This is a genomic window from Citrobacter sp. Colony219, assembly GCF_019382635.1.
GTDB classification, from domain to species: Bacteria; Pseudomonadota; Gammaproteobacteria; order Enterobacterales; family Enterobacteriaceae; genus Citrobacter; species Citrobacter youngae.
The window spans coordinates 3,036,056-3,048,669 of record NZ_CP080033.1 but is presented as its reverse complement, the minus strand read 5'-3'; the positions used below and the strand labels follow the sequence as shown (position 1 = coordinate 3,048,669).

9 protein-coding genes are annotated in these 12,614 nt (G+C 50.3%); 8 read left to right on the top strand and 1 reads right to left on the bottom strand.

Annotated features, from left to right (window positions below; all coding sequences use genetic code 11):
* Positions 1–4: 4 nt before the first annotated feature.
* Positions 5–508 carry a chemotaxis protein CheW gene (gene cheW, locus JTI85_RS13680; RefSeq protein ID WP_003839146.1) on the top strand — a complete coding sequence of 168 codons (504 nt, stop codon included), beginning with the start codon at positions 5–7 and terminating at the stop codon, positions 506–508.
* 355 nt (positions 509–863) lie between these two features.
* On the top strand, positions 864–4,358 hold the full coding sequence (locus tag JTI85_RS13675) for an autotransporter outer membrane beta-barrel domain-containing protein (protein ID WP_219351636.1): 3,495 nt from the start codon (positions 864–866) through the stop codon (positions 4,356–4,358).
* A gap of 110 nt (positions 4,359–4,468) precedes the next feature.
* Here the strand turns inward: JTI85_RS13675 and JTI85_RS13670 are convergent, their stop codons facing one another.
* Positions 4,469–5,740: a dicarboxylate/amino acid:cation symporter gene (locus JTI85_RS13670; RefSeq protein WP_219351634.1), complete on the bottom strand. Its 1,272-nt coding sequence runs from the start codon at positions 5,738–5,740 to the stop codon at positions 4,469–4,471.
* Between the two features lie 407 nt (positions 5,741–6,147).
* Between JTI85_RS13670 and tar the strand changes: the two genes are divergently transcribed.
* Genes tar through cheZ form a run of 6 tightly spaced genes read left to right on the top strand, consistent with a single transcriptional unit; the run spans position 6,148 to position 12,448 of the window.
* Positions 6,148–7,809: a methyl-accepting chemotaxis protein II gene (tar, locus tag JTI85_RS13665; RefSeq protein ID WP_061068087.1), complete on the top strand. Its 1,662-nt coding sequence runs from the start codon at positions 6,148–6,150 to the stop codon at positions 7,807–7,809.
* Positions 7,810–7,852: 43 nt separating this feature from the next.
* Positions 7,853–9,454, top strand: a complete 1,602-nt coding sequence (tap, locus tag JTI85_RS13660) for a methyl-accepting chemotaxis protein IV (protein WP_061068086.1) — start codon at positions 7,853–7,855, stop codon at positions 9,452–9,454.
* 19 nt (positions 9,455–9,473) lie between these two features.
* The gene (cheR, locus tag JTI85_RS13655; protein WP_048211354.1) at positions 9,474–10,340 is read left to right on the top strand and encodes a protein-glutamate O-methyltransferase CheR; all 867 of its coding nucleotides are present in this window, start codon (positions 9,474–9,476) and stop codon (positions 10,338–10,340) included.
* Positions 10,337–11,386 (top strand): chemotaxis response regulator protein-glutamate methylesterase, encoded by a 1,050-nt coding sequence (locus JTI85_RS13650; RefSeq protein ID WP_005127683.1) that lies wholly within the window; start codon positions 10,337–10,339, stop codon positions 11,384–11,386. The genes cheR and JTI85_RS13650 overlap by 4 nt, the downstream gene beginning before the upstream one ends.
* Before the next feature lie 17 nt (positions 11,387–11,403).
* Positions 11,404–11,793, top strand: a complete 390-nt coding sequence (gene cheY, locus JTI85_RS13645; protein ID WP_005127682.1) for a chemotaxis response regulator CheY — start codon at positions 11,404–11,406, stop codon at positions 11,791–11,793.
* Positions 11,794–11,803: 10 nt separating this feature from the next.
* Positions 11,804–12,448 (top strand): protein phosphatase CheZ, encoded by a 645-nt coding sequence (gene cheZ / locus JTI85_RS13640; protein WP_040232409.1) that lies wholly within the window; start codon positions 11,804–11,806, stop codon positions 12,446–12,448.
* Positions 12,449–12,614: the final 166 nt, after the last annotated feature.

Sequence of the window (12,614 nt, the reverse complement as noted above, 5' to 3'; positions counted from 1 at the left end):
GAATATGACCGGTATGAGTAATGTAACTAAACTGGCCGGCGAACCGTCAGGTCAGGAATTCCTCGTGTTTACGCTGGGGGATGAAGAGTACGGTATCGATATCCTGAAAGTGCAGGAAATCCGCGGCTACGATCAGGTTACGCGTATTGCCAATACGCCAGCCTTTATTAAAGGTGTGACTAACCTGCGCGGCGTGATTGTGCCGATTGTTGATCTGCGTGTGAAATTCAGCCAGAGCGATGTGGATTACAACGAGAACACCGTGGTGATTGTGCTGAATCTGGGACAACGGGTGGTTGGGATTGTCGTGGATGGCGTATCCGATGTGCTGTCGCTGACAACCGATCAAATCCGACCGGCACCGGAATTCGCGGTTACGCTGTCAACGGAATATCTGACGGGGCTGGGCGCGTTGGGAGACCGGATGCTGATTCTGGTTAACATTGAGAAATTGCTGAACAGCGAAGAGATGGCGCTATTGGATATCGCGGCTTCGCATATGGCATAAAAGTAGTCAATATTATCATTCTTTGTAATATTTAGCTGGCAGTTATTAAACGCCCTCCACAATATGGAGGGCGTTTTGCTTTTAATTTTATGTGTAGGGAAGCCAGGTAATAATGGTTGTTTTATTTTGATTTTGAATGTTTATATTTATCTTATTCACTTGGTTTATTTTTATTTTTTTTTCTTTAATTAAAACTGGCGAATCTTTATAGTATCTGTCGTTTGTGGGTACATATAATACAATCTACAAGTGCAATATATAAATAATTTATCTTTTGGAACAATTTATATTGCTAATGAATATGTAATGAAGTTGTGCCTCCTGATTTTTTCTATTGGCGTAGAGGGAACTAAATGTGAATGCTATATATAATATAGTCTGGAGTACGGCGCGTAATATGTTTGTGGTCGCTGGTGAGTTTTCCCGCGGTAATAATGGAATGCGTAATAGCATCAGGGTAACAGGTCTGGCAACATTAATATGCAGTGCTGCTGTCAATGCTACCGGGTTAGGCCCACAAAACGGTGCATCAATTATTTTGAATGATAATGAAGTCGTTACGGCGAGTGGACAAACAAATACCACGGGTGTTGAGAGCATCACTACCGGCGGTGATGGCTTACAGATTAAAGGAAAAGCAACTATCAACGTATCGGGTGAAACTTTGTCTACCGGGGTTTCACTGGATAATGGCACCAAAAATGATTTAGGCACGAATACCGAAATCCATGTCGTCGATACGGATGGCACACAAAATTCAAGTAAAAATACCACCGGAATTTTGATTTCAGGTAATAACCTGGGTACAGAAGTAACAGCATCCGGTATTAATATTGATGTTTCGGGTAAAAATAATGTTTATGGATTTAAAAATATAGGCAAAGACAGTAACGTCGATCTTGGTAGTGGAAGTTCTATTACAGCCATAACTGAAACTGATTATAGTATTGGTGGGATAGGTGATGCCCGCGGTGTCTATTTATTAGGCGGTAGTGGTACTTTCACCATGGATAATGGTTTTATCCATGCTACAAGTATAGATAACACTGCGTGGGGGATTCAAAGTACGGGTAATGCTAAAATTGATTTAGGTAAAAATAGCCAGGTGGTTGTAGAGGGCAATAATATTGCAACCGGTATTGAGATAGGTACTGATGGTGTATTAGATGCCGATCAACTCACTGTCACTGCAACAGGACTGGCAACAGATTATGGTTCTGTGACAGGTTTAAAGCTGGGTAAAAATAATCATGTTGATTTGGGAGATAACAGCAGAGTAACCATCAATGGTGCCTCCGATCTTGCTGAAGGCATCTCCGTTATGGGTCCCGATGCTACGTTAATCGCCAATAATATGGATATTAATATCAGTACGACTCTGGATTGCCGTACAGGGGGGTGTACCACGCGTGGCATCGCTATTAATGGGGCCGGATCACGCATTGATTTGGGCAGCGGATCGACCATCTCAATCACCGGGTTCTATGATGGGGCTGGAGTAACGATAAACCCCGCGGCAAAAGGTTCTGAATTTATTGCTGATAATCTGACGATTGATGTGACTGGGACGCAGGTAAGTGCAATATCAATGAGCACAGGTTTTATGGATTTAGGCCAAAACAGCATCATAAGCGCAGCCGGAGGGGCGACGACCCTCTGGGTGACGGGGGGCGAATTCCACGCGGACGCGCTTACCGTCAATACCGCTCAGTCTGTGGGCATCATTGCGCAGGGGGGCGATGTGATGATTGGCGCAGGCAGCGTTGTTGACGGCAGAAGTTCTGCCATGTCGGGCTCTGCGACCAGCGGTATCGCTGCGACCTCCGGGAGTACTCTTGATTTTAAAGGGGATGCCGACAATCGAAATGTTATTTACGCGATCGATGGTTACGGCGTGTCATCCCAGTTCTACGGCGCAACGGTTAATATCGCGAATACCGATATTCTCATGAGTGGGCAAAATAACCCTTACGGGCTTTGGGCGATAGGAAGTAATAATTTAAACCGTCCGGGAATAATTAATGGTGAAAACCTGACCATTGATGTGACAGCGAGTGGGGCAAATGGTTATGGCGCGGTGGTTCAGCAGGGCGGGGCAATATCGCTGACCGGTGACACTACCATTAAAACCCAGGATGGTGTCGCTATTCTTGTTCCTGTTGTTACCGACAGTGCGGGAAATCTCTTACCCGGCGGGACCGTGACCGGTTCAGGTGTAATGGATATTACGGGCGATATCATTAGCGCGGGTGAAGGCAGTATTTCACTGGATATGGCGTCTGGTTCGCGGTTGGTGGGGGCGACGTTTGTTAACACTGATCCGACGGTAGACTCCTCGCTGAATCTCTCACTGGCTGAACAGACGCAATGGACAATTACCGGTGATTCTTCTTTAACTCAATTAAATAATGCCGGAGATATTGTATTTGATACTCCTTCACAGAACGGACAATTTAAAACGCTGACGATTAATGGGAATTATCATGGCGATAACAGTCATCTTTATCTGAACACGCAGTTAGGGGATGACAATTCACCGACGGATAAAGTGATTATCACTGGTGATACATCCGGTAGCACGACGCTCTATGTCAATAATATCGGGGGGGAAGGGGCGTTAACAACAAAAGGTATTGAAGTGATTGATGTCGGCGGTCAGTCTGATGGCGTTTTTACTCAGGGTAATCAGGTGCAGACAGGTTTGTATGAATACCGATTGTATGAAGACGGCGGTGACTGGTATTTGCGTTCGCAGGCTGTCCCGCCGGTAGATCCGGATGATGGCGACGATGTTACACCGGTAGAYCCGGATGATGGCGACGATGTTACRCCGGTAKACCCGGATGATGGCGACGATGTTACGCCGGTATACCCGGACGATGGTGGTGATAGTAAACCGGTAGATCCGCAATATCGGGCTGATATTGGCGCTTATCTGGGCAACCAGTGGATGGCGCGTAATCTGCAAATGCAGACCCTTTATGACCGCGAAGGGAGTCAATTACGTACCGATGATGGCAGTATGTGGATGCGCTTTAAAGCAGGTGATGCGTCGTCAACAGCGGCAGACGGTCATGTGGATATTGACAACACTTACTCGCAACTGCAAATCGGTGGTGATGTGCTTAGCTGGGATAATGGCGAGCAGAGCCTGAAGGCGGGACTGATGGTGAGTTACATTAACGCCGACACGGACAGCACCGGTAACCGAGGGGCGGATGGGAGCCAGTTCTCTGCCAGTGGTAACGTAGCCGGTTATAATCTCGGCGCTTATGCCACCTGGTTTGCGGATGCGAAGAATCACAGCGGGCTGTATGTGGATAGCTGGTACCAGTACGGCCTCTACAATAACAGCGTCGATAACGGCGATGTCGGGTCAACAGATTATGATTCGGCGGCCAGCGCGGTCTCCTTGGAAACGGGCTATCGGTACGACATCGGACTTGAAAACCTGAATACTGTCAGCCTGACGCCACAGGCTCAGGTGACATGGCAGCAATATAAAGCGGACGCGGTTGTGCAGAATGGAACGCGTATTGACGGACAAAACGGTGACAGCTGGACCACGCGCCTCGGACTGCGGGTAGATGGTAAGCTGCACAAGAATACGACGTCGGTTATCCAGCCATTTGCGGAGGTAAACTGGTTACACACCAGTGATGATGTTGGCGTAGCATTTGATGGTGCTGAGGTGAAGCAGGATCTTCCGGCAGATCGCGCCGAGATGAAAGTGGGTATCCAGGCGAATCTGAATAGCCAGTGGAGTATCACTGGACAAGTGGCGGGTCAAAAAGGACGTAATGACTATGGCGATCTCAGCGGTAGTTTGCTCGTACGTTACAGCTGGTAATTGATGTAAATTATCATCCAGGTGTTGTTGAAATACCCCAGCCTGTGGCTGGGGTAATCTTTGTTGATTTGCTGCTCTTGTTTACTTAGCTCGCTCTTGTCTTAAAAAAGTTAAGCCTTAATCTCTTCTGTAATGTTTTCTGAAGACTCGTTTTCTTCCAGTAAACCTTCATCCTGTGCCAGCATCGCCGTTGCAATCCCGTTACCTAATACGTTGATTGCTGAACGTCCCATATCCAGGAAGTGGTCAATACCCATCAGTAGCAGAATTCCGGCAACCGGAATATTAAAGCTTGGGATGGTTGCCGCCAGCACCACCAGCGCTGAACGCGGCACACCGGCTATCCCTTTTGACGCCAGCATCAATGTCAGCATCAGCACGGTAATTTCCGCGAAGGAAAGGTGGATATTATAAGCCTGTGCGATAAACATGGAGGCGAACGAGCAGTAGACCATGGAACCCACCAGGTTAAACGAATAACCGATAGGCAGTACAAATGACACGATATTGGGCGAGCAACCAAATTTGGTTAATTGCTCCAGCGTTTTCGGATAAGCGGCTTCGGAGCTGCTGGTGGTGAAGGCAACCAGAACCGGGTCTTTGAGCATACTGACCAGGCGGAATACCTCTTTTTTCAGCATCATATAACCCACGGCCAGCAGGACCAGACAGGTCAGCAAAATCGCCACATAATAACCACCAATGAACGATGCGTAGTTGAGCAGGATCCCCAGGCCCTGGGTGGAGATAACGGAAGAGATAGCGGCAAAAATAGCCAGCGGCGCAACATACATCACGTAGCCGGTCACCTTCAGCATAATGTGGGAGACCACATCCAGCGCAGCAACCAGCGGTGCGTTAAATTTTTCGCCGAGCGAAGCACCACCAATTCCGAAGAACATCGAGAATACGACGATTTGCAGGATCTCATTATTCGCCATCGCTTCGGCGATGCTGGTGGGAATGGTATGCGTCAGAAAACCTTTCAGGCTCATACCACCAACGGCCAGGCCGGTATCAGTGGCTTCCAGCGGGATCGCCAGGTTCAGACCGCTGCCGGGTTGTTCGAGGGAGACCACAAACAGGCCGACCAGAATAGACAGAATAGAAGAGCTGATAAACCAGATCATCGCTTTGCCGCCCACGCGCCCGATGGTTGAGGTTTCGCCCAGGCGCATAATACCCACGGTCAGGGTACTGAATACTAAAGGTGCAATTACCATCTTAATCAGGCGCAAAAAGATGTCGGTGAGCAGCGTAATATTATCGGCCCAGGCGGTAACGACGCCGGGGGAGGCATAAGAGTGGATCACCGCACCCGACAGGATCCCCGCCAGCATGAAGATCACAATAAACAACGTGAGTTTGTTTGCATTTGCCACTAAAAAGCCCTCAGTAAGGATTTAACATTTATTGTTCTGTTACTCATTTTTTATACTTATTAAGTGGTAACGAAATATTCATCATATAAATTGGATTAAAGCGTAAGCAGATACAACTTTTTTTAATTTTTTATCCATTTTGTTGTGGTATTTGGCGAGTGATTATGTGATCGGAGTCACACGAAAAAGGGGCGGAGAATACAAATAGCGGCAAAATCAGGCGAGTTGAAAATGTTATTTGCATGATAATTATGATGTTTTTATGTAAATGAGTTGTGGTTTCTGCGCCTCCGGCTTTCCCTCCACCCACCGGGCCTTGCTTTCCTGATGGATTTCCTTTTTGCAAACGTAAAGTTATCTCAGTGAATGCCGATAATGTTGATAACTCGTTTTCAGGAAGGTGCCTTATGTTTAACCGTATCCGCGTTGTCACAATGCTGATGATGGTGCTGGGGGTTTTCGCACTGCTACAGCTTGTTTCCGGTGGTCTGTTGTTTTCTTCATTGCAGCAGAATCAGCAAAGTTTTGTTATTTCTAACGATCTTCGACAGCAGCAAAGCGAACTCACCTCAACATGGGATCTGATGCTGCAAACACGCATCAATTTGAGTCGTTCCTCTGCGCGCATGATGATGGATGCGTCCAACCAGCAAAGCAGCGCGAAAAACGATCTGCTGAAGAATGCGAAAGCGTCATTGGCGCAAGCCGAAGCGCATTACGCTAATTTCAAAAAAATCACGCCGTTGCCTGATATGACGGATGCCAGTGGTAACGTCGATGAAAAATATCAGCAGTACCATGCGGCTCTGGTGGAGCTCATCCAGTTCCTTGAAAACGGCAACATGGATGCCTATTTCGCACAGCCAACTCAGGGCATGCAAAATGCCCTCGGCGCAGCGTTAGGTAAATATGCAGATGTTAGCGAGAAACTCTACCGCCAGGCCTTTGATCAAAGTGCAAGCGATTACCATTTTGCCCAATGGCAACTCGGCATTCTGGCTGTAGTGCTGGTACTGATTCTGGTGGTGGTGTGGTATGGCATTCGTCATGCCTTGCTAAACCCTTTGTCTCGCGTCATTGCGCATATCCGTGAAATTGCCAGCGGTAACTTAACCGCAACTCTGGCTGTCAGCGGTCGTAATGAAATTGGCGAGTTGGCCAGCACGGTCGATCATATGCAGCGTTCGCTAACCGAAACGGTAACCCTGGTGCGCGAAGGTTCGGATGCGATTTATTCCGGTACCAGTGAAATTGCCAGCGGTAACACCGATCTTTCATCCCGTACTGAACAACAGGCTTCCGCGCTGGAAGAAACAGCAGCCAGCATGGAACAGTTGACGGCTACCGTGAAGCAAAATGCGGACAATGCGCGTCAGGCCTCGCAACTGGCGAAAAGCGCCTCCGATACCGCGCAACATGGCGGCAAAGTGGTTGATAGCGTGGTGAATACCATGCACGAAATCGCCGATAGTTCGAAGAAAATTGCCGACATTATTAGCGTTATTGATGGCATTGCATTCCAGACAAACATTCTTGCGCTGAATGCGGCGGTAGAAGCTGCGCGCGCCGGTGAACAAGGCCGTGGTTTTGCCGTCGTTGCCGGTGAAGTGCGTAACCTGGCGAGCCGCAGTGCGCAGGCAGCAAAAGAGATTAAAGCGCTAATTGAGGATTCTGTATCGCGGGTTGATACCGGTTCTGTATTGGTAGAAAGCGCCGGGGAAACCATGCATGACATCGTTAATGCGGTCACGCGTGTGACTGACATCATGGGGGAAATCGCCTCGGCATCCGATGAACAAAGTCGAGGGATAGATCAGGTTGCGCTCGCCGTGTCTGAAATGGACCGGGTTACGCAACAGAACGCCTCGCTGGTGCAGGAGTCGGCCGCTGCCGCTGCCGCACTTGAGGAGCAGGCCAGTCGCCTGACCCAGTCGGTGTCGACATTCCGCCTCGCGTCACGTCCTTCATCATCAAAGACACGAGATACACGACTACCTGCGACAGCGACTCCGGCGTCACAACCGCGCCAGCTAGCCACCGAACAAGATACGCATTGGGAAACATTTTGACTAACAGCTAAACCGCGGCCTGCGCCGCCTGATGGGAGCGTTGATGTTTAATCGTATTCGAATTTCGACCACGCTGTTTTTGATTTTAATCCTCTGCGGTGTTTTGCAGATTGGCAGTAATGGCTTGTCCTTCTGGGCATTTCGGGATGGTTTTCAGAACCTGAACCAGGTCGAACAGAGTAATCAGCAACGCGCTGCGCTGGCGCAAACCCGCGCTGTGTTATTACAGGCCAGTACTGCGCTTAATAAAGCAGGCACGTTGACGGCTCTGAGCTATCCGCCAGAGGATATCAAAGCGCTGATGACGATTGCACAGGACAGCCTGGCCCAGTCCGAATCGATATTTAAACGCTTTATGGCGACGACAGAGACGGCAGAAGAGGGGAAGGCGCTGCAAAGCGCAACCGAGAAAAGTTTCAGTCAATGGCATAGCGATCTGGTTCACCAGGCAACCTGGCTGGAAAATAATCAGCTGTCAGATTTTTTGACCGCCCCGGTGCAGGCTTCACAGGATGCCTTTGATGCAAACTTTACGGCGTGGCAAAACAACATCAACCAGGTATTGCAAAAAGCAGAGGATCACAGCCAGCGTAGTTACCATATGTCCGGGGTGATTTTCGCCACCGTGCTGGTACTGGCGGCGCTATTAACGACTGCAGCGCTGTACTGGTCGCGCAAAATGATTGTACAGCCGCTGGCTATCATCGGTAGCCATTTCGACAGTATTGCGGCGGGTAATTTGGCGCGACCGATAGCGGTTTATGGGCGTAATGAGATTTCAGCCATTTTTGCCAGCCTGAAAGCGATGCAACAGGCACTGCGTGAGACGGTCAGTGAGGTACGCCAGGGGAGCTCGGCAATGCATACCGGGATCTCGGAAATCGCGATGGGTAATAACGACCTGTCCTCGCGAACTGAACAGCAGGCGGCATCGCTGGCGCAAACGGCAGCCAGTATGGAACAGCTTACCGCTACCGTGGGGCAAAATGCGGATAACGCGCGACAAGCCTCAGGCATTGCCAAAAGTGCGGCCGACACGGCGCATAAAGGAGGGGAACAGACGGCTAAGGTTGCCAGCACTATGCATGAGATTTCTGCCAGCTCGCAGAAGATAGGTGACATCACCAGTGTGATTGACAGCATCGCCTTCCAGACCAACATCCTGGCGTTAAACGCTGCGGTAGAAGCTGCCCGTGCCGGTGAGCAGGGGCGCGGTTTCGCCGTGGTCGCCGGAGAGGTCCGTAATCTGGCAAGCCGTAGCGCACAGGCAGCGAAAGAAATTAAAGGACTGATCGAAGAGTCCGTCACCCGCGTTCACCAGGGATCGCAACTGGTGGATATGGCGGCGCGCACGATGACAGAGATTGTTAGCTCGGTTACCCGGGTTAACGACATCATGGGGGAGATTGCCTCGGCCTCCGATGAACAACGCAGAGGCATTGAGCAGGTGGCGCAAGCCGTCAGCCAGATGGATTCTGTCACACAGCAGAACGCCGGGCTGGTGGAAGAAGCGGCAGCCGCCACTGAGCAGTTAGCTACTCAGGCAGATAATCTTTCCGCCTGTGTCGCGTTTTTTAAAATTGAAGAACAAACCGTAACACAACAAGAATTGGCACAGCCGCAGGTTGTGCCCGTTGTATCCTGAATGTGATTGAGAAGGCGCTATGACATCATCTCTGCCCTCCGGGCAAACGTCATTATTGTTACAGATGACACAGCGCCTCGCGCTGTCTGACGCGCATTTTCGTCGGATATGTCAATTAATCTACCAGCGCGCGGGGATCGTGCTGGCCGACCACAAGCGGGACATGGTCTATAACCGCCTGGTTCGCCGGTTGCGTACCCTGGGACTGGATGATTTTGGTCGCTATCTCAGTATGCTGGAAGCCAACCAGAACAGTGCTGAGTGGCAGGCTTTTATTAACTCCCTGACCACCAATCTGACCGCTTTTTTTCGCGAAGGGCATCACTTTCCTGTGCTGTCTGACCACGCCCGTCGACACAGCGGTGAATATCGCGTCTGGAGCGCGGCAGCGTCTACCGGAGAAGAACCTTACAGTATTGCGATTACGCTGGCCGATACCCTGGGTATGGCGCCGGGTCGCTGGCGTGTTTTTGCGAGCGACATTGATACTGAGGTGTTGGAAAAAGCAAGAAGCGGTATTTACCGTCTTGACGAGCTAAAGACGTTGTCGCCACAACAGCTGCAGCGTTATTTCATGCGCGGTACCGGGCCTCATGAAGGGCTGGTGCGCGTACGGCAGGAACTGGCAAGCCATGTTGAGTTTTCCAGCGTGAATTTACTGGACAAAAAATACAACGTGCCAGGCCCGTTCGACGCCATATTCTGTCGTAACGTCATGATCTATTTTGACAAAACGACTCAGCAGGACATTTTACACCGTTTTGTTCCACTCCTTAAACCTGACGGACTGCTGTTTGCAGGTCATTCAGAAAACTTTAGCAACCTCGTGCGCGAGTTTAGCCTGCGCGGGCAGACGGTGTATGCGCTAGGTAAGGATAAAGCATGAGTAAAATCAGGGTATTGTCGGTTGATGATTCTGCATTGATGCGTCAAATCATGACCGAGATTATTAACAGCCACAGCGATATGGAGATGGTTGCGACGGCGCCTGATCCTTTGGTTGCGCGGGATCTCATCAAAAAATTTAATCCCGACGTTCTGACGCTGGATGTTGAAATGCCGCGCATGGATGGCCTCGATTTTCTTGAAAAGTTGATGCGTCTGCGTCCGATGCCCGTGGTGATGGTCTCTTCACTGACTGGCAAAGGGTCTGAGGTCACGCTGCGGGCCCTGGAGTTGGGGGCAATTGACTTTGTCACCAAACCTCAGTTGGGGATCCGCGAAGGAATGCTGGCGTATAGCGAGATGATTGCGGAGAAAATCCGCACTGCATCGCGCGCAAAACTGGCCGCCCACAAACCCACGGCAGCGCCAGCGACCTTGAAAGCAGGACCGTTACTCAGTTCGGAAAAACTGCTGGTTATCGGCGCATCAACCGGAGGAACAGAGGCAATTCGTCATGTACTCCAGCCATTGCCGCTTTCAAGTCCCGGTATCCTTATTACCCAGCATATGCCGCCAGGATTTACCCGTTCGTTCGCCGAACGTCTGAACAAACTGTGTCAGATAACCGTGAAAGAGGCTGAAGACGGAGAACGTGTGCTTCCTGGGCATGCGTATATCGCGCCTGGCGACAAGCATATGGAACTGGCGCGTAGCGGGGCGAACTACCAGATCAAAATTCATGATGGCCCGCCAGTTAACCGGCATCGGCCTTCAGTGGATGTGCTGTTCCATTCGGTGGCGAAACATGCGGGGCGTAATGCCGTCGGGGTGATCCTGACAGGTATGGGCAACGATGGGGCCGCCGGAATGTTAGCAATGAACCAGGCTGGCGCCTGGACTATTGCGCAAAACGAAGCAAGTTGTGTGGTGTTCGGCATGCCGCGCGAGGCCATCAATATGGGTGGCGTAAGCGAAGTGGTCGATCTTAGCCAGGTAAGCCAGCAAATGCTGGCGAAAATCAGTGCCGGACAGGCAATACGTATTTGAATCAGGAGTTTATTTTTATGGCGGATAAAGAGCTTAGGTTTTTGGTTGTGGATGACTTTTCCACCATGCGTCGCATTGTGCGTAACCTGCTGAAAGAACTGGGTTTTAACAACGTTGAAGAAGCTGAAGATGGCGTAGACGCGTTGAACAAACTGCAGGCAGGGGGATTCGGATTTGTGATTTCCGACTGGAACATGCCTAACATGGACGGTCTTGAACTGCTGAAAACCATTCGTGCTGACGGCAGTATGTCTGCCCTGCCGGTGCTGATGGTGACGGCAGAAGCGAAGAAAGAAAACATTATTGCGGCAGCACAAGCGGGTGCCAGTGGTTATGTTGTAAAACCGTTCACCGCGGCGACGCTGGAAGAAAAACTCAATAAGATCTTTGAGAAACTGGGCATGTGAGGATGTGATGATGATGCAACCACAAATTAAACCTGTTGACGAACACTCGGCAGGGGACATCATTGCGCGCATCGGTAGTTTGACCCGAATGCTGCGCGACAGCCTACGTGAACTGGGGCTGGATCAGGCCATTGCCGAAGCGGCGGAAGCCATTCCTGACGCGCGCGATCGCCTGGACTACGTTGTACAAATGACTGCACAGGCGGCAGAGCGTGCGCTGAACAGCGTAGAAGCTTCACAGCCGCACCAGGATGCCATGGAAAAAGGGGCAAAAGACCTGACCAAACGCTGGGATGAATGGTTCGAAAATCCGATTGAACTGTCCGATGCCCGTGAACTGGTCACTGATACCCGCCAGTTCCTTGGTGATGTCCCCGGTCATACCAGCTTTACCAATGCCCAATTGCTGGACATCATGATGGCGCAGGATTTCCAGGATCTCACCGGTCAGGTTATCAAGCGCATGATGGATGTTATCCAGGAGATTGAGCGTCAACTGCTGATGGTGCTGCTGGAAAACATTCCGGAACAGGGCGCTCGTCCAAAACGCGAGAACGAAAGCTTGCTGAACGGTCCGCAGGTTGACACTTCTAAAGCCGGCGTAGTGGCAAGCCAGGATCAGGTCGACGACCTGCTGGATAGCCTCGGTTTCTGATGTGTATTTGCCGGATGCGGAAGGAAACTTCTCATCCGGCTTACATGTTATTCATCGGCAATTGGCGTTAAAGCCATAAATCCCGTCTTTTTTACCGCTTACTCTTCCCATTGTTGCATGGCTGTTCTGGCATCATTCACGCCTATATCTCTATCCAGGGTCTGAT

Coding starts and splice junctions, on each gene's coding strand:
- cheW (WP_003839146.1), top strand. CDS start 5: ATGACCGGTATGAGTAATGTAACTAAACTGGCCGGCGAACCGTCAGGT.
- tar (WP_061068087.1), top strand. CDS start 6,148: ATGTTTAACCGTATCCGCGTTGTCACAATGCTGATGATGGTGCTGGGG.
- tap (WP_061068086.1), top strand. CDS start 7,853: ATGTTTAATCGTATTCGAATTTCGACCACGCTGTTTTTGATTTTAATC.
- cheR (WP_048211354.1), top strand. CDS start 9,474: ATGACATCATCTCTGCCCTCCGGGCAAACGTCATTATTGTTACAGATG.
- JTI85_RS13650 (WP_005127683.1), top strand. CDS start 10,337: ATGAGTAAAATCAGGGTATTGTCGGTTGATGATTCTGCATTGATGCGT.
- cheY (WP_005127682.1), top strand. CDS start 11,404: ATGGCGGATAAAGAGCTTAGGTTTTTGGTTGTGGATGACTTTTCCACC.
- cheZ (WP_040232409.1), top strand. CDS start 11,804: ATGATGCAACCACAAATTAAACCTGTTGACGAACACTCGGCAGGGGAC.